Source organism: Pseudomonas fluorescens (genome assembly GCF_003732425.1).
Lineage (GTDB): Bacteria > Pseudomonadota > Gammaproteobacteria > Pseudomonadales > Pseudomonadaceae > Aquipseudomonas > Aquipseudomonas fluorescens_BE.
Window position 1 is genome coordinate 1383990 of record NZ_MOBX01000013.1, and the last position, 22959, is coordinate 1406948.

The following is a 22959-nucleotide window of genomic DNA, read 5'->3' on the forward strand; positions in this document are numbered from 1 at the left end:
CTAGCGATGGGGCCAGCAGGCCCGACATCACTTAATGCCGCTCCAGGGCATTGACCAGGTCATGGAACGCTTCACGATTGGAGTCGTTCAGGCCCATGAGGATCTTGTGCGCTTCAAGCACCTTGATCCGCACCACTTCTTCCGACTGGTCCTGATCCGGCAGGTCATCCAGGCACTCCGGGCATGGCACCGGGTGGTTGACGATGTTGAACACCTGCTCGAAACCCATCGACTGCAGCAGCCGGGTGATGTCTTCGTGGGTGGTGACGACGGTCGGCAACAGGCCGACCTTCTGCCGCGACAGGATCGACAGTTTGGCCAGCAGGCCCAATGTCGTGCTGTCGATGCTGCGGGTTTCGGTCAAATCGATCACGATCGCGTTGAAATTCAGCGCGGTGAAGATTTTCTCAATAGTCGCATCCAACGCCGAACACAGGGTCAGGCGAACTTCACCGACGAACTTCAGGACGAAGGTGCCGTCCTGCTCGGCGAACTGGATTCTACCGGTACTCATTAAAGATTCCTGCTCAACACCAACAGGGCGATATCATCCGGCATCTCCCCTAGCGTGGCCAATCCAAACACTTGCCGCAGACCATCCAGGCTGCCGCCCGCCGACTTCACCCGCTCGGGCAAAGCAGCTTCTTTTTCTTTGAGCGTAGGTTCTGGTAAAAGATCCAGAATGCCATCAGACATCAGCGTCAGGCTGAACGTCGGCGGCAGCTCAAGCACGTGATCTTCGTAGGTGGCTTCATTGAAGAGGCCCACCGGCAGACCACGTCCTTCGAGATAACGAACACTGTCAGGCGTGTACAACACAGGCAACGGCAGATGGCCGCCGATGCTATAGGTCAACAAACCGGTCTCCTCGTCGATGACTCCACCGACCATTGTGACGTGTTTACCCAGCTTACAACTGATCAGCCCCCGGTTGATATGACCAAGGACTTCCGAAGGCTTGAATTCCGGCAATGTGCCGTTGCGCTTGGATTCGAACAGCAAGCGCGTGGTCATGAATTTCAGCAGCACGGTGACGAAGGCTGAAGAGGCGCCATGCCCGGATACGTCCGCCAGGTAAAACGCGACCCGGCGCTCGTCGACCCGGAAATAGTCGACAAAATCACCCGACAGGTACAACGACGGGATGATCTGGTGCGCGAACTTGAACTCGTCGATGCTCCACGGGCTTTCCGGCAACATGTTCATCTGCACCTGGCGACCGGCGTTCTGGTCTTCCTGGAGCAGGTTCAGGCTGGCCTCAAGCTCGCGATTGGCCTTTTCCAGCTTCTCGCGGTAGCGCTGATTTTCCACCAGCAGGCGCGCACGATCCAGGGCCCGGCGCACGGAGTGCTCGAGCACAGCCAGATCTTCGAGAGGCTTGATCAGGTAATCCGCCGCGCCCAGGCGCAGGGCCTCGACCGCGTCGTTCATTACACCGGCACCCGACACCACGATCACCGGTGTCTGCGGTGACAGCTCGGTGACCTGACGGATCAGTTCGAGACCGCCCATCTGCGGCATGCGCAGATCGCAGATGACCAAGTCGGGCTTTTCTTGCTCGAATACCTGAAGACCCTGTTGGCCGTTGCTGGCCTGCAGGACGCTGAAACCACTGTCTTCCAAATAGGCCGCGAGGCTCGCGCGCACTACTTCGTCATCATCGATTATCAGCAGCGTGGCACTGGTTTTTGGCATGTGGGCAAACGGCGCCAGAATTAGGTTGGCGTAGTTGGCGGGGCATCGGGCCCTGCGCAGACTACTGGATTCGCTTTCTAGCCTCTCTACTGCACCGCTTTCGAGCATTGGCTGCAAACGCGGTTACACCAGAGGTGCCCTTCTAAGGCGCAGACGGTACTCCCATCCGCAGAGCGTTTCAAGCATGCGCCGATGGTCGCTTGACGACTTTACTTGTCAAATCACCGAGAGTTATAAGAACGGCTCAAACCGTAACCCAATGGAAGGACGAACCTATGAGTCAAACCGGTCGGGACTACAGCGAAAAGCGCGATTTCATCCGCATGCGGGTCGATGCCGATGTCGTGTTGATTCATGCAGGCGATCAGATTTCAGGGGTGTGCATTGATCTCTCCAGCAGCGGCATGCAGGTCGAAGCGCCGCGCCAGTTCGCGGTCGGTGACCGTCTGAGCGTGCGCATCGATTCAGACCATGCGGCGCTCAGCGGCCTTGAAGCCGAGACCGAAGTGGTCTGGGTCAAGGCGCAGGACGGCGACAGCCAGAGGCTCGGTCTGACCATTCTGGAGATGAAATAGCTACATACAAAAAAGGCGACCCTGAGGTCGCCTTTCTTTTTACCGGTCGAGATTAAAAATCGTCTACAACCTGGCCATCCTTCACTTTGAACTCGCGGTTCTGCAAGTAAGCGTTGCGGATAAATGTGTACTTGTCGCCGCTGATCAGTTTCTCGCTCGACAGCAGGCTGGCGCGGGTGTCGACGATGTTCAGACCGAAGATCGAGTTACGCGCAGGTACGTCGTCGATGTAGTGGTACATACCGGTGTAGCCGTCGACGTATTTCGACGGCGCATCACGCAGGGTGCTTGGGCCGAGTAATGGCAGCATTACATACGGACCGCTGCCGACGCCCCAGTAACCGAGGGTCTGACCGAAGTCTTCATCGCTGCGGTTCAGGCCCATTTTGGTGCCGACGTCGAAGAAGCCGAGCAGACCGAAGGTGGTGTTGAAGATCAGACGTGCCGTGTCGACACCCGCGGCAGCCGGTTTGGCCTGCAGGATATTGTTGGCAAGGTTGGTGACGTCACCGACGTTGCGGAACATGTTGTGAATGCCGTCTTCGAGAAACTGCGGTGTAACGAACTCATAGCCCTGCGCCAATGGCTTCAGCGCGTAGGTGTCGACGAAGTCGTTGAACTGGAAGATCGGACGGTTGACGCTTTCCCAAGGGTCTTCTTCCGTTGCCGCCTGAGAGGCAAACGGGGCCAGCAACAGGCCGGCACATACACAAAGCTGAGCGAGCGGATTGCTCCAGCGCATAGAAAAACTCCTTGGAATTGTACTGTCGCGGACCTCTGGGTCCGGGTATTCGGTCGCTAGTATAAGCGCAAAAGCCCGTTTGGACAGTCTGCGCAATGAAGCAGTCTGTAGGACGCTTCGCGCGTCGCCCTTCACACAGCTGTCATCCAACTGTCACCGACACACCCTAGCCTGATCGTTATTTCAGGGACGTTGCCATGACACACGCCGAAACCTTGCCCGTCGCCGCGCCCAGCCTGACGGCCGTACTGTTTGGACTCAGCGGCTGTCTGGTGGATTTCGGCGCCCGCGCCCGGCAACAGACGATCGCCCTGCCCGAGCATGCCGAGGCGACACCGGGCGCACTCGACAGCCTGCGCAGCCTGCAGCGTCAGCAGATTCCCTGCGCCTGGCTGGATGAACTGCCCACGCCCCTCGCGCAAGCCTTATCGGCCTCACTGCCGGCGTGGATCAAACCAGTGCAACATTCGGCAACAATCAACCCATGGCCCGCCCCGAACGCCTGCTGGCAAGCCTTGATGGACTTGAACGTCGGCAGCCTAGACGGCTGCGTGCTGGTCAGTGGCGAACCACGCCTGTTGCAGGCCGGCCTGAACGCCGGGCTGTGGACCATCGGCCTTGCCTCTTGCGGCTCACTGTGCGGCGTGGCCCCCCACGAATGGCAAGCCTTGAGCCAGAAAGAACGCGAACACCTGCGTGGCAAGGCCACCGTGCAGTTATTCGGGCTGGGCGTGCACTCGGTGATCGATCATCTGGGCGAACTCGACACCTGCCTGGCGGACATCAGCCTGCGCCGCCTCAAAGGCGAAAAGCCCTGATCGGGATCATGCAGGTTTGCCGGGAGTGGATTAATCTAAAGGTCAGCCATAGACCTTTGGCGCGCGGCTGCGGTCAATGCCAGTGCCTATTGATAAAAGGAAAACACCATGCCCGCCCAAGAACTGCAAAAACAGCTCGATACCCTGCGCGAGCAGCTGGAGCAGAATCCGCCACTGTCGGAAGCCGAGCGTGAGGATTTGCATGCGCTGATGGCGCAGATTGAATCCGAAATTCAACTGGAGACTGCCACGCAAGACGTCAGCATCGCCGACGGCGTGAACCTCGCGGTCGAACGCTTCGAAGTCGAACACCCGGCCATTGCCGGCACTCTGCGCAATATTGTTAATGCGCTAGGTAGCATGGGGATCTGATTCCCACAGAAACGCAAAAAGCCCTGCCATCACTGGCAGGGCTTTTTCATTTCCGGACTTGAAACACAGCCCCTGTGGGAGCGAGCCTGCTCGCGAAGGCGTCGTGTCAATCGACATCATCCTTGAATGACACACCGCATTCGCGAGCAGGCTCGCTCCCACATTGGATATCGCACATTCTGGATCTTTATTGGCGTACCAACCGATGGTTCGGCAGTTGTACGCTTTCAGTGCTGCGGTACGGGTTGATGTCCAGGCCACCGCGACGCACATAACGTGCAAATACCGTCAGTTTTTCTGGTTTCAACAAACGCTGCAGGTCGAGGAAAATCCGCTCCACACATTGCTCATGGAAGTCTGAGTGCTGACGGAAGCTGACGATGTACTCCAGCAAACTGGCGTGATCCAGTGCCGAACCACGGTACTCCACCACCACACTGCCCCAGTCCGGTTGACTGGTTACCGGGCAGTTGGATTTGAGCAGATGGCTGTGCACGCTCTCCTCGACAATCCGCGACTCATCGCAACGCAGCAGTTCCGGTCGTGGATGCTCGTAGTTGCTGACGCTGATATCCAGATCATCAATGCACACGCCGGGCAACGCCACGACGCCTTCGGCTTCAACGTCCTTCAGGCTGCGAACCCGCACGCCCACCGGTTTGCCGGCGGCGGCGGACAAATCCTTGACCAGCGTCGCTTCCAGGCTCGCAACGTCGGCAAACGGCGTCTGGTTCAGCGAGTTCAGGTACAACTTGAACGACTTCGACTCGATGATATTCGGCGAATCCGCCGGAATGCTGAATTCGCCGATCGCCACCACCGGCTTGCCCGAAGGCAGCAGCCACGACAGCTCGAAGCAGTTCCAGAAATCCACACCTTTATACGGCAGGGTGTCGGCGGTCAGGCCCAGCTCGGCCCATTTCGCGGTGCGCGGAATCGGGAACAGCAAGGACGGCGTGTACGTGGCGATGTATTCGCTGGATTTGCCCAGCGGCGAATGTTCGGCTGCGGGATGCATGGCGGAAACCTGACTGAAGAATCAGCGGATTCTACCAGCCTTTGCCCGCGCCTTTGAGTGCTTACTGACTGACAGTCAGTTTGCCGACCATGCCGGCCTGATAATGCCCGGGAATATTGCAGGCAAATTCCAGGCGGGTGGCCTTGCTGAACGTCCAGGTCAGCTCAGCAGTTTTGCCCGGCTCGACCAGCACGCTGTTCGGGTCGTCGTGCTTCATGCCATGGCCCATCGCTGCGTGATCCATGCCGGCCATATCGTGGGACATTTCTTTCATGCCGGAGGGCGTAAGCATGCCGCTTTGCTGCATCTGCAACATTTCCTGCTGGTGCTGGGCATGCATCGCCGCGTCACCGAGGTTGAATTCGTGCAACAACTGGCCTTTATTCACCAGGACAAAACGAACCGTCTCACCGGCCTTGATCTGAATGGCCTTGGGATCGAAGGACATATCGCCCATTACCACCTCAATGCTGCGCGTGGCTTTGGCGGCCGGTGCTGGCTGGCCAAAATCGTAGGTGTGAGCTGGCGCGGCCCACACTGGCGAACTCAGCGCCAACAGACAGGCAGCCAACGTCAGGAATTGGCGTAAAAACATGGTCGTTCTCCAACAAGATAAGGTTCAGCCTGTGGGAAACTTTAGCCGGCCTGCGCTGGCATCTACCTGACAGGCAGATTACAACTTTGTCAGGTTGGCGCTCACCGCACGCGCTCACGGTATAAAGCCTTAGTTACTACCACCCGAGTCGCCCATGAAATTGTTGATCGTCGAAGACCAAGCAAAAACCGGCCAATACCTGCGCCAGGGCCTGACCGAGGCCGGCTTCAACACGGAACTGGTGGCCGACGGCAACAGCGGTCAGCAACTGGCACTGAGCGGCGATTACGCGCTGCTGATCCTTGATGTGATGCTGCCGGGGCGCAGTGGCTGGCAGATCCTGCAAGCGGTGCGCAACGCCGGGCTGGAAACGCCGGTACTTTTTCTGACGGCGAAAGACGCTGTGGAAGACCGGGTTCATGGCCTCGAACTGGGCGCCGACGACTATCTAGTCAAACCGTTTGCCTTCTCCGAACTGCTGGCGCGGGTGCGCAGCCTGTTGCGTCGCGGCAGCGCCACACCACAGGAAACCAGCCTGCAATTGGCCGATCTGCGCCTGGACCTGATTCGCCGCCGGGTCGAACGCAGTGGCCAGCGCATCGACCTGACCGCCAAGGAATTCGCGCTACTGGAAATGCTCCTGCGTCGCCAAGGCGAAGTGCTGCCGAAATCGCTGATCGCCTCACAGGTCTGGGATATGAATTTCGACAGCGACACCAATGTCATCGAAGTGGCGATCCGCCGTTTGCGCCTGAAGATCGACGATGAGTTCCCCAACAAACTGATCCACACCGTGCGCGGCATGGGTTACGTGCTCGAAGAGCGTGGCGCCTGATGCGCCGGCTGTCCCTCAGTTCGCGCCTGGCCTTGTTGTTTGCTGCGTGCACTGCGGTGGTTTCACTGTTCGCCGGCGTGCTGTTCAATCGCGCCAGCGAAGCGCACTTCATCGAACTCGACCAGCAACAACTGGATGCCAGGCTGATCGGCCTGCGCCGCGCCCTGCAGGATGTTCAACCCGGTCAACGCGAGGCGCGGCTGGCGGATGAGCTGAGCCGTCAGGCCGATCTGTCGCTGCGCATCACCGGCCGCGACGGCCAACGCTGGTACGACAGTTCGACGCAGATCCCCGAGGATTTGCCGTCACAATCCGGCCTGTCGACCATCAGTCACGCCGGCACGGACTATCGCGTGCTCAACGCCCCGCTCTACCCCGACAAGGCCGAGTCGCCGCAATTGACCTTGCTGCTGGACATCACCCATCACCAACACTTCCTGCAACGCATGCAGCACCTGATCTGGCTGACCGTCGGCCTCTCGGCGCTGGCCACGGCCTTGCTCGGCGCCTGGGCTGCCCGCAGCGGCTTGCGTCCGTTGCGGCGCATGAGTGCAGTTGCCCGTGGGATTTCCGCACAATCGTTGAATGCCCGACTGCCGGAAGCGCAAATGCCGCCCGAGCTTGCGGAAATGGCCCACAGCTTCAATGCCATGCTCGCACGCCTCGACGACTCGTTTCAGCGCCTCTCGGCGTTTTCCGCCGACATCGCCCATGAACTGCGCACACCGCTGTCGAACCTGCTCACCCACACTCAAGTCACCCTCACCCGCCCCCGGCCGATCGAGGATTACCGCGAAGCGCTGCACAGCAACCTCGAAGAGCTGCAATGGATGGCGCAACTGGTCAACGACATGTTGTATCTGGCCAAGGCTGACCACGGTTTGCTGATGCCCAAGCGTGAACCGCTGGAACTGGCCGATGAGAGCGATGTGTTGCTGGAGTTTTTTGCACCGCTGGCGGAGGACGCCAAGGTCAAACTGAGCCGAGAGGGCAAGGCGCGGATCGAGGGTGATCGCAGTATGTTGCGCCGGGCCTTGTCGAATTTGCTGGATAACGCGCTGCGCTTTACCCCGGCTGAGGGCTATCTGAGCTTGCGGATCGTTGATCAACCGAGCGCTGTGCGCGTTTCAATCGAAAACAGTGGCGAGGGGATTTCTGCGCAGCTGCTGCCACGCTTGTTCGACCGGTTTTATCGGGCGGATCCGGCGCGGCAGGAAGGCAGCAGTGAGCATGCGGGGTTGGGGTTGGCGATTACTCAGTCGATCATCCGCGCCCATGGCGGGCAGATTCATTGCGAATCAGAGGCGGGATGGACGCGGTTTGTGATTGAGTTGCCCAAGGGAGATTGAGGCTGGCAGCGCTGACCCTTTCGCGAGCAGGCTCGCTCCCACACTGGATCAGTGCTGACCGAAAATCTGTGGTTCAACTCAATCCAGTGTGGAGCCATCACCACACTGGATCTGTGTCGTATGCAAATCCCCTGTGGGAGCTAGCCTGCTAGCGATGGCGGTCGAGAGGCTTACGAATATCTCAGGGCGTGAGCCGGCTCGATCTTCGCCGCCCGCCAGGCCGGATACACCGTCGCCAGGAAGCTCAGAATAAAGCCCGCCGAGCAAATCAACAGCACATCCCCGCCCTGCAATTCAGAAGGCAGATTGCTGACGAAATACACATCCGAACTGAAGATATGCTGCCCGGTCACCCGCTCGACCCAACCAACCAGCTCACTGACATTCAGCGCCGCAATCACGCCAAGCACGCCGCCAATGATGGTGCCGACAATGCCGATCACCGTGCCCTGGACCATGAAGATCGCCATGATCTGTCGTGGCGTGGCACCGATCGTGCGCAGGATCGCGATGTCCGCGCCCTTGTCGTTCACCACCATGATCAGGGTCGCGATGATGTTGAACGCCGCCACCGCGACGATCATCAGCAACAGCAGGCCGATCATGGTTTTTTCCATTTTCATCGCGCTGAACAGACTGCCCTGGGTGTGGGTCCAGTCGTCGGCCCTGAACTCGGCGCCCAAACCGGCGGCGATGTCCGAGGAGACTTTCGGCGCGGCGTACAGATCCTTGACCGCCAGACGCACGCTCTGCACCTGATTCGGTTCCCAATGCTGCATGGTCGCCGCATCAGCCACGTGGATCAGGCCCATGGAGCCGTCCAGTTCAGCGCCAACCTTGAACACGCCGACCACGTTCAGACGCTGCATACGCGGGGTGATCCCGCCCGGCGCGGTACTGACTTCCGGGACGATCAGGGTGATCTTGTCGCCAACATTGAGACGGAAACGGCGGGCGGTGATTTCGCCAATCACCACGCCGAACTCGCCGGGTTTCAAGGCATCCAGGCGCCCCTGGACGATGTGCTGGGCAACAATCGACACCTTGCCTTCCTGCGCAGGATCGACGCCGCTGATCTGGATCGGCTGCATCAAGCCCTTGTAGGACAGCATGCCTTCCATCTCAGTGAACGGCACGGCGGCAGTCACTTCAGGATTTTTCATCGCGGCGGCGGCCACCGGCTGCCAGTCATCGATCGGCTTGACGCCAACGATGGTCGCGTGGGGCACCATGCCGAGGATGCGCGAGCTCATTTCGCGCTGGAAGCCGTTCATTACCGACAACACCACGATCATCGCCAGCACGCCGAGGGCGAGGCCGATCATCGAGGTCATCGAAATGAACGAAACAAAGCGATTGCGGCGCTTGGCGCGGGTATAGCGCGTGCCGATAAAGATCGATAACGGTCTGAACATTCGCTGGGGCACCGTATAAAAATAAAAGACCCGACGCCTTTACAGACGTCGGGTTTCAGCCAATCAGATGGGCGTCAGGCGACCTTCTTGCAGGTGCAATACGCGATCCATCTGGCGAGCCAGGTTCATGTCGTGGGTCACCACCAGGAACGCCGTGCGCATCGAGGTGCTGAGTTCCAGCATCAAATCCTGAATGCCCTGGGCAGTGTGGGAGTCGAGGTTGCCCGTTGGCTCATCCAGCATCACCAGACCCGGCTTGTTCACCAAGGCGCGGGCGATGGCCACACGCTGACGTTCACCACCGGACAGCTCGGCCGGTTTGTGCTCCAGACGATGACCGAGGCCGACGCGCTCCAGCAATGCCGTGGCGCGCTGACGGGCTTCCGGGATCGGCGTCTTGCCGATCAGCAGCGGCATGCAGACGTTTTCCAGGGCGGTGAATTCCGGCAGCAAGTGGTGGAACTGGTAAACGAAACCGAGCGCACGGTTACGCAGCAGGCCACGCTTCTTCTCGCTCAGCGCCGACAGCTCTTCACCGTCGAGCCAGACGCTGCCCTTGGTCGGCGTATCCAGACCACCGAGCAGGTTGAGCAACGTACTTTTGCCCGAACCCGAGGTGCCGACGATCGCCACACGCTCGCCCGGGTGTAATTCCAGTTGCAGGCCGGCCAGTACTTCTACCGATTCCGGACCTTCCTCGTAGGATTTGCCCAGGTTGCGGCAGCTCAGGATTGCTTGTTCACTCATGCCCGACTCACTCATAACGTAGCGCCTCCGCCGGCTGGGTGCGCGCGGCACGCCAGGCTGGATACAGGGTGGCGAGGAAACTCAGGACCAACGCAGCCGCGCAGACCATGACCACATCCTGGCTCTGCACCTGCGACGGAAGATAATCAATGAAATACACGTCAGCACTAAGGAACTTGTGGCCAATCAGGCCTTCCAGTGCCGAAATCGCCGCGCTGACATTCAGTGCGGCGAAAATGCCGACCACCGCGCCAATCGCCGTGCCGACCACACCGATCACCGTGCCTTGCACCATGAACGTACGCATGATCGTGCCCGGCGTCGCGCCCAGTGTGCGCAGAATGGCGATGTCGCCCTTCTTGTCGTTGACCACCATCACCAGCGTGGAAATGATGTTGAACGCAGCGACGGCGACGATCAGCAACAACAGCAGGCCGATCATGGCTTTTTCCATACGGATCGCCTGATACAGGTTGCCGTGGGTGCGGGTCCAGTCGCGGGCGTAGTAGTGGTCTTCGCCAAGCTGCTGGGCGATGTTCCATGCCACACGCGGCGCCTGGAACAGGTCATCGAACTTCAGGCGGATACCCTGCACCTGATCAGGCTTCCAGCGGTGCATCTTCGCCAGATCCTGCAGGTTGGTGACGCCCAGGTAGCCATCAAGCTCCCCGGCGCCGACATGGAAAATGCCGACTACCGTGAAGCGTTTCATGCGCGGGAACATCCCGGCCGGGGTTACGCTGACCTCCGGCGCGACGAAGGTGACCTTGTCACCGATGCCCACGCCGAGCTTGGTCGCAGCCTTGTCGCCGATAACGATGCCGAAGCTGCCCGGCGTCAGATCGTCGAGTTTGCCCTGCTTCATGAAGTTGTCGATGATCGACACATTGCGCTCGAGCGCAGGATCGATGGCGTTGAGCAACACCTTGGACACCTGACCGTTATTGGTCAGCAAGCCCTGCATTTGCGTGAACGGCGCTACCGCCGTTACCTGCGGGTTCTGCTTGACCTGGGTCGCCAGGCTTTGCCAATCGTTGATGGGGTCAGTGGATTCAATGGTCGCGTGGGGCACCATGCCCAGCACGCGGGTGCGCATCTCATGATCGAAGCCATTCATCACCGACAACACGACGATCATCACGACCACGCCCAGGGCGAGCCCGATCATCGAAGTCAGGGAAATGAATGACACAAAATGATTGCGACGCTTTGCACGGGTATAACGCGTGCCGATAAATACGAAGAGAGGTCTGAACATGTCGGGGCTTGTTCGGAGGGAAAAGGAACGTCCTTGTGGCGGGGGTCGATAACCAGCTTTACACTCAGACCACCGCCGCTACCATGGGTTCGCCATGTCGACATTAGATGAAGAAGATCGCCGCGAATACTACCGTATCGAGGACACGATCGCACTGGAAATTCGGCCCCTGTCTGCTCCCGAAGCCGCAGGCCAGGAAGTGTTGCAGGATGCTTCCCCGCTCTTCAACCTGCTCAGCGAACTGCACCTGAGCGAATTCGAGTCACAGCACCTGTTGCGCCAGATCAGCGAGCGCGACCGGGCCATTGCCGCATTCCTGAAATCCCAGAACAAACGCATCGACCTGCTCAGCCAGGTGGTCGCCCTGACCGTGCTCGGCCATATCGGCGAGCCGCAACCGGTGATCATCTCCGAAGGCGGGATCGACTTTCAGCACCCGACGCCGATTGCCACCGGTGCACACCTGTCGGTGAAACTGGTGCTGATGCCGCAAGCGCTGGGCCTGCTGCTGCGCGCCCGCGTCACCCATTGCGACCGCAAGGGCGAAGGCTATGACATCGGTACCGAGTTCGAACACCTGACCGATGCCCAGCGCCAGTTGCTCGCCCGCTATATTTTGCAGAAGCAGGCCCAGGAACGACGTCTGGCCCGCGAACAGAACGAATCAGGCATTTAACTTAAGGAAGAACCGTGACCCTCATCTACGGCCACCGCGGCGCCAAGGGCGAAGCACCGGAAAACACCCTGAGCAGTTTTCAGGAATGTCTCAAGCACGGCGTGCGCCGCTGCGAACTGGATCTGCACCTGTCCAAGGACGGCGAGTTGATGGTCATCCACGATCCGACCCTAAAACGCACCACGGAGCGGCGCGGCAAAGTCGTCGAACACACCGCGGCTGAACTGGTGACCTACGACGCGCGTAAGGGCGGCCCGGGCTGGATCAAGCCGTGCCCGATTCCGACCCTGGAAGAGTTGTTCGAAAAATGCGATTTCGAGCACTGGCAACTGGAAGTCAAAAGCGCTTCGCGCACGCGCGCGGCGACCACCGTGCTGGCGATTCGGGAAATGGCTCAACGCCACGGCCTGCTCGACAAGGTGACGATCACCTCGAGTTCGCGGGAAGTGCTGAAAGCGGCGCTGGATCTGGTGCCGGATGTGTCACGCGGACTGGTCGCCGAATACGCCTGGCTCGACCCGTTGAAGGTCGCGGCCAGCTATGGCTGTGAGATTCTGGCGTTGAACTGGACGCTGTGTACGCCGGAACGCCTGCAGAAGGCGCAGCGTCAGGGGCTGCATGTGTCGGTGTGGACCGTCAACGAGCCTGCACTGATGCGCAGACTCGCCGACTTCGGCGTTGACAGCCTGATTACAGACTTTCCCGGTTTGGCCACTGCCACCCTCGAGAATTGCTGAAATCGGTCTCCCCGGCCGGCTCAGGCCACCGGCCGGAGCCCGTCAAAAAAGCCGGTTGAGGCCGTCGTACGCCGCTACCCGATAGGCTTCGGCCATGGTCGGGTAGTTGAACGTGGTGTTGACGAAGTACTTCAGGGTATTCAACTCACCCGGCTGGCTCATGATCGCCTGACCGATGTGAACGATCTCCGACGCCTGATAACCGAAGCAGTGAACGCCCAGCACTTCCAGGGTTTCACGGTGGAACAGGATCTTCAGCATGCCTTGCGGCTCGCCGGCGATCTGCGCACGCGCCATGCTCTTGAAGAACGCCTTGCCGACTTCGTACGGCACTTTGGCCTGGGTCAGTTCCTGCTCGTTCTTGCCGATCGAGCTGATCTCCGGAATGGTGTAGATGCCGGTCGGCACGTCATTGACGAAGCGCCAGCTGCCGTTATCAACGATGCTGCCAGCGGCCGAACGGCCCTGGTCGTGGGCGGCACTGGCCAGGCTCGGCCAGCCGATCACGTCACCGGCACCGTAGATGTTCGGTACGCAGGTGCGGTAAGCCTCGTCGACTTCGATCTGGCCACGGCTGTTGACCTTGACCCCGATGTTCTCCAGACCGAGCTGGTCGGTGTTACCGGTACGGCCATTGCACCAGAGCAAGGCGTCGGCCTTGATCTTCTTGCCGGACTTAAGATGCAGGATCACACCATTGTCGACGCCTTCAACGCGATCGTAATCTTCGTTGTGGCGCACGGTGATGTTGTTGTTGCTGAAGTGGTAGCTCAACGCCTGGGAGATTTCCGAGTCGAGGAAGCTCAGCAACTGACCACGGTTGTCGACCAGCTCGACCAGTACACCCAGACCGCTGAAGATCGAGGCGTATTCGCAACCGATCACGCCGGCGCCGTAAACGATCAGTTTGCGCGGGGTGTGGTTGAGGCTGAGGATGGTATCGCTATCGTAGATACGCGGGTGGTGGAAATCGATGTCCGCCGGGCGATACGGGCGCGAACCGGTGGCGATGATGATGTGCTTGGCCACCAGTTTCTCGACCACGCCGTTAGCGCAAACCACTTCAATGGTTTGCTCGTCGGCGAAGCTGCCGGTGCCGAAGAACACGTCGACGCGGTTACGGGCGTAGTAGCCGGTACGCGAAGCGACTTGCTTGGAAATGACTTTCTCGGCGCTTTTCAGCACGTCCGGAAAGGAGAACCAGCGCGGCTCGCCGATCGCCCGGAACATCGGGTTGGTGTTGAACTGCATGATCTGCCGCACCGAGTGACGCAGTGCCTTGGACGGGATGGTGCCGAGGTGGGTGCAGTTGCCGCCGACCTGGCGACGGCTGTCGACCATCGCGACCTTGCGCCCTGCTTTGGCGGCGTTCATTGCCGCGCCTTCTCCCGCCGGGCCGGAACCCAGCACCACCACGTCGTAGTTGTAGACAGCCATGCGTACTCCTCAGAACAGGCCGCGGTGCCAGCAGCACCGGCGGCTAAATCACGCCGAACGGCGGCGCGAAGGAACAATTGGGGGTCAATCAAGAACCCGGACACAGTCTATAGAAGCGTCAACGCCGCGCACATTAACCCTTGGTCGCGTCGTAGGCTAGTTTTGCCTGCACTACAACGCCAGCTTTCGTATTGTTCTCAGTCAGTTTTTGCGCCACTAAGGCGTTCAAAAGCCGTGTTGGTGCGGACGACAAAACCTGTATCGGCACGAATCACAAAGAATGCACCAATGTCATGTTTTTCGGCATAGTCCCACGCCCTTTCCGGGCCGAGAATCAGCAACAGCGTCGATAGTCCATCGGCCATCAACGCTGAAGGATGAATCACCGTGACTGACGCCAGATCGTGTAGGACCGGTGCACCGGTACGCGCATCGAAGGTGTGGGAATAACGTCGGCCGTCCTGCAGGAAATAGTTGCGGTAATCACCGGAGGTGGAAACACCGTAGCCGTCGACATCGATGATGCGCTCCGCGACCTGCTGATCGTCACGTGGCTCCTCCAGCGCAATACGCCAAGACGAGCCGTCGAGCTTTTTGCCTTTGGCCTTGAGCTCACCCGTGGCCTCGGCCAGATAATCATGAATGCCCATGGCGTCGAGCCGGGCCGCGATGGTGTCGACGGCATAACCGGCGGCGATGCTGTTGAAGTCGACTTCGACGGCGGCGTCTTTGCACAACTGATCGCCATTGATATGCAGATGCTGGTGGCCGACGCGCTGCATCACCTCGGCCAGTGTGGCGGCGTCGGGGACTTTCTCTTCACGACCTTGCGGGCCGAATCCCCAGAGATTCATCAGCGGTTCGACGGTCAGGTCGTAGGAACCTTCGCTTTGCGTTGAGAGCTGCTCGCCTTTGCGGACCAGGTCAAGCACCGGCGCGGGCATTGTCTGACAGCTGTTGGCCGGCAAGGCGTTGAAGCGCTCAATGTCCGAATCCTGGCGGTAGGTGGAAAGTTGTCGGTCGACTTCGCCGAGGATGCCTTCCACTTCCCGGCGAACTTGCGCGGAATCTGCCAGGCCGGTGTGGCGCACGTATTTGATCGAATAGGTGCTGCCCATGGTCGGCCCACCGAAACTCTCCATGGCATCACCATTACCGCAGCCGGCCAACCCGCCAGCCAACATCACAAGCCCAAGTAACCGTCCAGTGAACAATTATTCATCTCTCCGCAAAACCGCGACGGCCATTATGAATTAAAGGATCTGCAACATCTTTATACAAATCCAATAGTGAGTACCTGAACATGTCCTCCACCACGGGCAAAGGCAAAGCGATTTTTCGCGTTGTCAGCGGCAACTTCCTCGAAATGTTCGACTTCATGGTCTACGGCTTCTACGCCACGGCCATTGCCAAGACCTTCTTCCCCACCGACAGCGCCTTCGCCTCGCTGATGCTTTCACTGGCAACCTTTGGTGCCGGCTTCCTGATGCGACCGCTCGGGGCGATTTTCCTCGGCGCCTACATTGACCGTCATGGCCGTCGCCAAGGGCTGATTATCACGCTGGCGTTGATGGCTGCCGGTACGGTGCTGATTGCCTGCGTGCCGGGCTACGCCATGCTCGGCGTCGCCGCGCCACTGATCGTACTGTTCGGTCGCTTGCTACAAGGCTTTTCGGCCGGCGTCGAGCTGGGCGGTGTATCTGTCTATCTGGCAGAGATCGCCACACCGGGCCGCAAGGGCTTCTTCGTCAGCTGGCAATCTGCGAGTCAGCAGGCGGCGGTGGTCTTCGCCGGATTGCTCGGTGTCGGTCTCAATCATTGGTTGAGCCCGGAACAAATGGGTGACTGGGGCTGGCGCGTGCCGTTCCTGATCGGCTGCATGATTGTGCCGGTAATCTTCGTTATTCGCCGCTCGCTGGAGGAAACGCCGGAGTTCCAGGCCAGAAAACACCGCCCTACCCTGCGGGAAATTGTTCGTTCGATCGGTCAGAACTTTGGCATCGTCATCGCCGGCATGGCGCTGGTGGTGATGACCACGGTGTCTTTCTACCTGATCACCGCGTACACCCCGACGTTCGGCAAGGCTGAGCTGCACCTGTCGGACTTCGACGCATTGCTGGTGACGGTTTGCATCGGTCTGTCGAACTTCTTCTGGTTGCCGGTGATGGGCTCGGTGTCTGACAAGATCGGCCGCAAACCCCTACTGCTGGCCGCGACGATTCTGGCAATCCTGACCGCCTACCCGGCGCTGTCGTGGCTGGTGGCGAACCCGAGCTTCAGCCATTTGCTGATCGTCGAGTTGTGGCTGTCGTTCCTGTACGGCTCGTACAACGGCGCGATGGTGGTGGCACTGACCGAGATCATGCCGGTGGAAGTGCGCACGACCGGGTTCTCGCTGGCCTATAGCCTGGCGACAGCGACATTCGGCGGGTTTACCCCGGCGGCGTGTACATATTTGATTCATGTGCTGGATAACAAGGCTGCACCGGGGATCTGGCTCAGTGGCGCGGCGGTATTGGGGTTGATTGCGACGCTGGTGTTGTTCCGTGGCAACAAGCATGAGCTGCGTACTGCGCAAGCGGCCATACCCGGCGGCGCAGGATAAATTGCTATCGCTAGCAGGCTAGGTCCCACAGGGGAGTTGTGATCGACGCAGATCCAGTATGGGAGCCAGCCTGCTGGCGATGAGGCCACAAAGCAAAGATCGCAGCCTTCGGCAGCTCCTACAGAATCAAATGCGATCTCCTGTAGGAACTGCCGAAGGCTGCGATCTTTTGCATGTCCCCAAACAAAAACGCCCCGACCTAAGTCGGGGCGTTTTCATTCGCAGCGAGTGCTTAGCGCGGGAACGCTGGCGGGTTTACACCGGCCATGTCTTCCATCACACGAACCACCTGGCAGCTGTAGCCGAACTCGTTGTCGTACCAGACGTACAGAACAACGCGGTTGTCCTGAACGATGGTCGCTTCAGCGTCGACCACGCCAGCGTGGCGCGAGCCCACGAAGTCAGTCGAAACCACTTCCTGCGAGTTGACGAAGTCGATTTGCTTGTGCAGATCGGAGTGCAGCGCCATGTAGCGCAGGTACTCGTTCATCTCTTCACGGGTGGCGGCTTTCTCAAGGTTCAGGTTGAGAATGGCCATCGACACGTTCGGCGTCGGAACACGGATCGCGTTACCGGTCAGCTTGCCGGCCAGCTCAGGCAGGGCCTTGGCAGCAGCGGTAGCAGCACCGGTCTCGGTGATTACCATGTTCAGCGCGGCGCTACGGCCACGGCGATCGCCCTTGTGGAAGTTGTCGATCAGGTTCTGGTCGTTGGTGTACGAGTGAACGGTTTCGACGTGACCGTTGATGATGCCGAACTTGTCATTCACAGCTTTGAGCACCGGCACGATGGCGTTGGTGGTGCAGGAAGCGGCGGACACGATCTTGTCGTCAGCGGTGATTTCGCTGTGGTTGATACCGTGAACGATGTTCTTCAGCTTGCCTTTGCCAGGCGCGGTCAGAACAACGCGGTCGATACCCGGGCAGGCCAGGTGCTGACCCAGGCCATCGGCGTCACGCCATACACCGGTGTTGTCCACCAGCAGCGCGTCTTTGATGCCGTACTGGGTGTAATCCACCTCGGTCGGGTTCTTCGCGTAGATCACCTGGATCAGGTTACCGTTGGCGGTGATGGTGTTGTTTTCTTCGTCGATGGTGATGGTGCCGTTGAACGAACCGTGTACCGAATCACGACGCAGCAGGCTGGCGCGTTTGGTCAGGTCGTTGTCGGCGCCTTTGCGCACCACGATGGCGCGCAGACGCAGACCGTCGCCACCACCGGTTTTCTCGATCAGGATGCGCGCCAGCAGACGGCCGATACGACCGAAGCCGTACAGCACAACGTCGGTGCCTTTACGTGCGGAAGCGTTTTGCTGGCCAACCACATCAGCCATTTCTTCACGAACGAACTGCTCGGCGCTGCGGCCATTGCCTTCGTTGCGGAATTTGAACGCCAACTTGCCCAGATCTACCGAAGCCGCGCCGAGCTTGAGCTCGCTCATGGCTTTGAGCAGTGGGAATGTTTCGTGGACGGAGAGTTCGCTGTCGTCGGAAGAACGGTGGCGAGCAAAGCGGTGAGCTTTGAGAATCGCGATGACAGACTGGTTGATCAGGCTGCGGCCATAGATCGAGCTCACCACGTTGTTATTGCGGTAGAGCTGACCGATAAGCGGAATCATCGCTTCTGCGAGTGCTTCACGGTCGATCCATTCACCAAGACACTGGTCGGGCTTCTGAGTCACGGTAACCTTCCACATGTAGGGGCAGAAAAAAGGGGCTACATTATGCCGCCGACAACCTCATTCAGCAATGCGCGCTTGTCGCGAAATCGGTAACAAAATCCCGTTCAAAAAAATTACGCCTCGCGCCAGCCCAGTAAAACCGGGGCTTTCAGCGCAGTCAATTTTTCGACGACTGTTAGACGATGTCTGTAACCCTCCGTAACACCAGCCACTTTTGGCACTACATAATCGCTAAAAAACCGCTGGTTTTTATGGTTACCACTACATTTCTCGCAAACATCGAAGATAGACGTAGTCTGCAACTGACAGGCGGCACCGGACGCCGCTACAATTACCGACTTTGTCGCAAAGCCTGGAGCTCAACCTTCCGTGCCCGTTCTGCGTCTACCGCTACTCCCTGCCGAGGCAGGTAAACAGCATTGGGGCAATCTGCCCGGTGCTGCCCTCAGCCTGGCGATTGCCGAGGCTGCCAGCGCTGCCAAGCGCTTCACCCTGCTACTGACCGCCGACAGCCAAAGCGCTGAACGACTGGAACAGGAGCTGAGTTTCTTCGCCCCGGATTTGCCCGTTCTGCATTTTCCCGACTGGGAAACCCTGCCCTACGATCTGTTCTCGCCGCACCAGGACATCATTTCCCAGCGCATCGCCAGCTTATACAGGCTGCCGGAGCTGGCGCATGGCGTGCTGGTGGTGCCGATTACCACGGCCCTGCACCGTTTGGCGCCGACCAAGTTCCTGCTCGGCAGCAGTCTGGTACTCGATGTCGGACAGAAACTCGATGTCGAACAGATGCGTTCGCGGCTCGAAGCCAGCGGCTATCGCTACGTTGACACGGTGTATGAGCACGGCGAGTTCACCGTCCGCGGTGCGCTGATCGACCTGTTCCCGATGGGCAGCAAACTGCCCTACCGCATCGACCTGTTCGACGACGAAATCGAAACCCTGCGTACCTTCGATCCGGAAAACCAGCGTTCCATCGACAAGGTCGAATCGGTCAAGCTGCTGCCGGCGCGCGAGTTCCCGCTGCAAAAAGATGCAGTCACCCGCTTCAAGGCGCGCTTTCGCGAGCGCTTTGACGTCGACTTCCGTCGCTGCCCGATCTTTCAGGATCTGAGCAGCGGGATTACCCCGGCCGGCATCGAGTACTACCTGCCGCTGTTCTTCGATGAAACCTCGACCCTGTTCGATTATCTGCCCCAAGACACGCAAGTGTTCTCGTTGCCGGGTATCGAGCAAGCGGCAGAAAACTTCTGGAACGACGTGCGCAATCGTTATGAAGAGCGCCGCGTCGACCCATCGCGTCCTTTATTGCCACCAGCAGAACTGTTCCTGCCGGTGGAAGACTGCTTCGCCCGCCTGAAGAGCTGGCCACGGGTGGTTGCCAGCCAGCAAGACGTGGAAACCGGTGTCGGCCGCGAGCGCTTCCCGGCACAGGCTCTGCCGAATCTGGCGATCGAAGCCAAAGCCACACAACCGCTGGCCGCGCTGTCGGCATTTCTCGATGAGTTCCCCGGCCGCGTGCTGTTCACCGCCGAATCGGCGGGTCGTCGCGAAGTGTTGCTGGAGTTGCTCGAACGCCTGAAGCTACGACCGAAAACCGTCGACAGCTGGCCTGATTTCGTCGCCAGCAAGGATCGCCTGGCGATCACCATTGCCCCGCTCGACGAAGGCCTGATGCTGGATGACCCGGCGCTGGCACTGGTCGCGGAAAGCCCGCTGTTCGGTCAGCGCGTGATGCAACGTCGTCGTCGCGAGAAACGCAGCGACGTCAGCAATGACGCGGTGATCAAGAACCTCACCGAGCTGCGCGAAGGCGCACCGGTGGTGCACATCGATCACGGTGTCGGGCGTTATCTGGGCCTGACGATTCTGGAAATCGACAATCAGGCGGCCGAATTCCTCACCCTCGAATACGCCGAGAATGCCAAGCTTTATGTGCCGGTGGCCAACCTGCATCTGATCGCGCGCTACACCGGCAGCGACGACTCGCTGGCCCCGCTGCATCGCCTCGGCTCCGAGACGTGGCAGAAAGCCAAGCGCAAAGCCGCCGAACAGGTGCGTGACGTTGCCGCTGAATTGCTCGACATCTATGCCCGTCGCGCCGCTCGCGAAGGCTATGCATTCGCCGACCCGAAAGCCGATTACGCGACGTTCAGCGCCGGTTTCCCGTTCGAAGAAACCCCGGATCAACAATCGACCATCGAGGCCGTGCGCGAAGACATGCTCGCGCCGAAACCGATGGATCGACTGGTCTGCGGCGACGTCGGTTTCGGCAAGACCGAAGTGGCCATGCGCGCGGCGTTCATCGCCGTGCACGGCGGTCGCCAAGTGGCGATTCTGGTGCCGACCACCCTGCTCGCCCAACAGCACTACAACAGCTTCCGCGACCGCTTCGCCGACTGGCCGGTGACCGTGGAAGTGATGAGCCGCTTCAAATCGGCCAAGGAAGTGAACGCGGCGATCGCCGATCTGGCCGAAGGCAAAATCGACATCGTCATCGGCACGCACAAGCTGCTGTCCGACGACGTGAAGATCAAAAACCTCGGGCTGGTGATCATCGACGAAGAACACCGCTTCGGTGTCCGCCAGAAAGAACAGCTCAAAGCCCTGCGCAGTGAAGTCGACATTCTCACCCTGACCGCCACGCCGATTCCGCGCACGCTGAACATGGCGGTGTCGGGCATGCGCGATCTGTCGATCATCGCCACGCCGCCGGCGCGACGCCTGTCGGTGCGCACATTCGTCATGGAGCAGAACAAGAGCACGGTCAAAGAGGCCCTGCTCCGCGAACTGCTGCGCGGCGGCCAGGTTTACTACCTGCACAACGATGTGAAAACCATCGAGAAGTGCGCCGCCGATCTCGCCGAACTGGTGCCGGAAGCCCGCATCGGCATCGGTCACGGGCAGATGCGCGAGCGCGAACTCGAACAGGTGATGAGCGACTTCTATCACAAGCGCTTCAACGTGCTGATCGCCTCGACCATCATCGAGACCGGCATCGACGTGCCGAGCGCCAACACCATCATCATCGAGCGCGCCGACAAGTTCGGCCTCGCGCAACTGCACCAGTTGCGTGGTCGAGTCGGCCGCAGCCACCACCAGGCTTACGCCTACCTGCTGACCCCGCCGCGTCAGCAAATCACTTCGGACGCGGAAAAGCGTCTGGAGGCGATCGCCAATACTCAGGACCTCGGCGCCGGTTTCGTGCTGGCGACCAACGACCTGGAAATCCGTGGCGCTGGCGAACTGCTCGGCGATGGCCAGAGCGGGCAGATTCAGGCTGTGGGTTTCACCCTGTACATGGAAATGCTCGAGCGCGCGGTGAAATCGATCCGCAAGGGCGAGCAACCGAACCTCGATCAACCGCTGGGTGGTGGCCCGGAAGTTAATCTGCGGGTGCCTGCACTGATTCCGGAAGACTACCTGCCGGATGTTCACGCGCGTCTGATTCTGTACAAACGCATCGCTTCGGCCACCGACGAGGAAGGCCTGAAGGATCTGCAAGTCGAGATGATCGACCGTTTCGGCCTGCTGCCGGAGCCGACGAAGAATCTGGTGCGCATCACCGCGCTGAAATTGCAGGCTGAACAACTGGGTATCAAGAAGGTTGATGGTGGGCCACAAGGTGGACGCATCGAGTTTGAAGCACAGACCCCGGTCGACCCGATGACGCTGATCAAACTGATCCAGAGCCAGCCCAAACGCTACAAATTCGAAGGCGCCACGATGTTCAAGTTCCAGGTTCCGATGGAACGTCCGGAAGAGCGCTTTAATACTGTAGAGGCGCTGTTTGAGCGCCTCCTCCCGAAATCTGTTTGAAGGACGCCCAATGCGCCTGTTCCGCTCAGTGACTTTGCTACTTGCCTTGGTAGCCCCTTCGGTTTTCGCCGATGACCTGTATCAGGTCGAAATGATTCTGGTGCGCCAGAACGCCGTGCCGGCTATCGTCAGCCGTGCCGCGCCGGAAGACTGGGCCGCTGGCGCTCAACGTTTGGGCGACGACAGCAAGCGCACGCCTGCATTGAATGACGTTGTCACCAAGCTCACCGCCAGCGGCGACTACAGCGTGCTGATGCACAAGGCCTGGCAGCAAACCCTTGGCGAAGCACCGGCAAAAGTCGCGGTCAGCGACGGCCAGGAGCAATTCGGCCAGTTCCCGATCGAGGGTACGCTGGAAATGAAACTGGGGCGCTTCACCGATGTGAACGCCGACTTCTGGGTCAATCAAATCGACGCCAATGGCCTGGTCACCGCCAGTGAGCGTCTGAAACAGGACAGCCACACCAAGAACGGCCAACTCAACTATCTGGACAACGGCCATCTGGCCCTGCTGATCAAGATCACTTCCCTGACCGCGCCTGCGCCACGGGAAGCGCCTGAAGCCATTCCGGACTGATCGAAGTC

The 22959-nt window shown here is 59.6% G+C and carries 21 protein-coding genes and 1 pseudogene; 11 read left to right on the forward strand and 11 right to left on the reverse strand.

Annotated features, from left to right (window positions below):
• Positions 1 to 31: 31 nt before the first annotated feature.
• Positions 32 to 514, reverse strand: a complete 483-nt coding sequence (rssC, locus tag BK670_RS16820) for an anti-sigma factor antagonist RssC (protein ID WP_003226553.1) — start codon at positions 512 to 514, stop codon at positions 32 to 34.
• A complete protein-coding gene (rssB, locus tag BK670_RS16825) occupies positions 514 to 1695 on the reverse strand; it encodes a two-component system response regulator RssB (protein WP_123451247.1) in 1182 nt (393 codons plus the stop codon). The genes rssC and rssB overlap by 1 nt, the downstream gene beginning before the upstream one ends.
• Positions 1696 to 1970: 275 nt before the next feature.
• Between rssB and BK670_RS16830 the strand changes: the two genes are divergently transcribed.
• Complete coding sequence (locus BK670_RS16830) at positions 1971 to 2270, forward strand: PilZ domain-containing protein (protein WP_123451249.1); 300 nt, start codon at positions 1971 to 1973, stop codon at positions 2268 to 2270.
• A gap of 52 nt (positions 2271 to 2322) precedes the next feature.
• On the opposite strand, the gene BK670_RS16835 is transcribed toward BK670_RS16830, so the two are convergent.
• Entirely contained in the window at positions 2323 to 3012 is a 690-nt protein-coding gene (locus BK670_RS16835; RefSeq protein WP_123451251.1) for an MlaA family lipoprotein, read from the reverse strand.
• Positions 3013 to 3209: 197 nt separating this feature from the next.
• Between BK670_RS16835 and BK670_RS16840 the strand changes: the two genes are divergently transcribed.
• The 3 genes and pseudogenes from BK670_RS16840 to BK670_RS29980 all read left to right on the forward strand — a co-directional run.
• Positions 3210 to 3830 (forward strand): HAD superfamily inactivated hydrolase PcrP, encoded by a 621-nt coding sequence (locus BK670_RS16840; protein ID WP_123451253.1) that lies wholly within the window; start codon positions 3210 to 3212, stop codon positions 3828 to 3830.
• 108 nt (positions 3831 to 3938) lie between these two features.
• Positions 3939 to 4202: a DUF4404 family protein gene (locus tag BK670_RS16845; protein WP_123451255.1), complete on the forward strand. Its 264-nt coding sequence runs from the start codon at positions 3939 to 3941 to the stop codon at positions 4200 to 4202.
• Positions 4203 to 4276: 74 nt separating this feature from the next.
• Positions 4277 to 4363, forward strand: a pseudogene (locus tag BK670_RS29980) (metal ABC transporter ATP-binding protein); the annotation flags it as partial.
• A 26-nt stretch (positions 4364 to 4389) separates the two neighbouring features.
• Here BK670_RS29980 and queF read toward each other — a convergent pair.
• Complete coding sequence (queF, locus tag BK670_RS16855; RefSeq protein ID WP_123451257.1) at positions 4390 to 5220, reverse strand: NADPH-dependent 7-cyano-7-deazaguanine reductase QueF; 831 nt, start codon at positions 5218 to 5220, stop codon at positions 4390 to 4392.
• A 61-nt stretch (positions 5221 to 5281) separates the two neighbouring features.
• Positions 5282 to 5815, reverse strand: coding sequence for a copper-resistant cuproprotein CopI (copI, locus tag BK670_RS16860; RefSeq protein ID WP_123451259.1), 534 nt, complete (start codon positions 5813 to 5815; stop codon positions 5282 to 5284).
• 154 nt (positions 5816 to 5969) lie between these two features.
• On the opposite strand from copI, the gene BK670_RS16865 reads away from it, so the two are divergent.
• Positions 5970 to 6650, forward strand: coding sequence for a heavy metal response regulator transcription factor (locus tag BK670_RS16865; RefSeq protein ID WP_123451261.1), 681 nt, complete (start codon positions 5970 to 5972; stop codon positions 6648 to 6650).
• Positions 6650 to 7999, forward strand: a complete 1350-nt coding sequence (locus BK670_RS16870; protein WP_123451263.1) for a heavy metal sensor histidine kinase — start codon at positions 6650 to 6652, stop codon at positions 7997 to 7999. Before BK670_RS16865 ends, BK670_RS16870 begins: the two co-directional genes overlap by 1 nt.
• Positions 8000 to 8169: 170 nt before the next feature.
• Here BK670_RS16870 and BK670_RS16875 read toward each other — a convergent pair whose 3' ends face one another.
• From BK670_RS16875 to BK670_RS16885, 3 genes are all read right to left on the reverse strand, one after another.
• Entirely contained in the window at positions 8170 to 9414 is a 1245-nt protein-coding gene (locus tag BK670_RS16875) for a lipoprotein-releasing ABC transporter permease subunit (RefSeq protein ID WP_123451265.1), read from the reverse strand.
• A 63-nt stretch (positions 9415 to 9477) separates the two neighbouring features.
• Positions 9478 to 10176 carry a lipoprotein-releasing ABC transporter ATP-binding protein LolD gene (gene lolD / locus BK670_RS16880; RefSeq protein ID WP_123451267.1) on the reverse strand — a complete coding sequence of 233 codons (699 nt, stop codon included), beginning with the start codon at positions 10174 to 10176 and terminating at the stop codon, positions 9478 to 9480.
• Complete coding sequence (locus tag BK670_RS16885; protein WP_123451270.1) at positions 10169 to 11419, reverse strand: lipoprotein-releasing ABC transporter permease subunit; 1251 nt, start codon at positions 11417 to 11419, stop codon at positions 10169 to 10171. The genes lolD and BK670_RS16885 overlap by 8 nt, the downstream gene beginning before the upstream one ends.
• Positions 11420 to 11513: 94 nt before the next feature.
• Between BK670_RS16885 and BK670_RS16890 the strand changes: the two genes are divergently transcribed.
• Together BK670_RS16890 and BK670_RS16895 are read left to right on the forward strand one after the other, a co-directional pair.
• A complete protein-coding gene (locus tag BK670_RS16890) occupies positions 11514 to 12095 on the forward strand; it encodes a PilZ domain-containing protein (RefSeq protein WP_007910502.1) in 582 nt (193 codons plus the stop codon).
• A gap of 14 nt (positions 12096 to 12109) precedes the next feature.
• Positions 12110 to 12832: a glycerophosphodiester phosphodiesterase gene (locus BK670_RS16895; protein WP_007910500.1), complete on the forward strand. Its 723-nt coding sequence runs from the start codon at positions 12110 to 12112 to the stop codon at positions 12830 to 12832.
• A gap of 42 nt (positions 12833 to 12874) precedes the next feature.
• Here BK670_RS16895 and sthA read toward each other — a convergent pair whose 3' ends face one another.
• Together sthA and BK670_RS16905 are read right to left on the reverse strand one after the other, a co-directional pair.
• Positions 12875 to 14269 carry a Si-specific NAD(P)(+) transhydrogenase gene (sthA, locus tag BK670_RS16900; protein ID WP_016986738.1) on the reverse strand — a complete coding sequence of 465 codons (1395 nt, stop codon included), beginning with the start codon at positions 14267 to 14269 and terminating at the stop codon, positions 12875 to 12877.
• Between the two features lie 197 nt (positions 14270 to 14466).
• A complete protein-coding gene (locus tag BK670_RS16905) occupies positions 14467 to 15453 on the reverse strand; it encodes an FAD:protein FMN transferase (protein ID WP_185036782.1) in 987 nt (328 codons plus the stop codon).
• A 119-nt stretch (positions 15454 to 15572) separates the two neighbouring features.
• Here BK670_RS16905 and tcuC point away from each other — a divergent pair, with 119 nt between their 5' ends.
• On the forward strand, positions 15573 to 16874 hold the full coding sequence (gene tcuC, locus BK670_RS16910) for an MFS transporter (RefSeq protein ID WP_123451274.1): 1302 nt from the start codon (positions 15573 to 15575) through the stop codon (positions 16872 to 16874).
• Positions 16875 to 17106: 232 nt separating this feature from the next.
• Here the strand turns inward: tcuC and BK670_RS16915 are convergent, their stop codons facing one another.
• Complete coding sequence (locus tag BK670_RS16915; protein WP_123451276.1) at positions 17107 to 18570, reverse strand: glyceraldehyde-3-phosphate dehydrogenase; 1464 nt, start codon at positions 18568 to 18570, stop codon at positions 17107 to 17109.
• A gap of 354 nt (positions 18571 to 18924) precedes the next feature.
• On the opposite strand from BK670_RS16915, the gene mfd reads away from it, so the two are divergent.
• Both mfd and BK670_RS16925 read left to right on the forward strand, forming a co-directional pair.
• Positions 18925 to 22374, forward strand: coding sequence for a transcription-repair coupling factor (gene mfd / locus BK670_RS16920; RefSeq protein ID WP_123451278.1), 3450 nt, complete (start codon positions 18925 to 18927; stop codon positions 22372 to 22374).
• Between the two features lie 10 nt (positions 22375 to 22384).
• Positions 22385 to 22951, forward strand: a complete 567-nt coding sequence (locus BK670_RS16925; RefSeq protein WP_123451280.1) for a CsiV family protein — start codon at positions 22385 to 22387, stop codon at positions 22949 to 22951.
• Positions 22952 to 22959 lie beyond the last annotated feature (8 nt).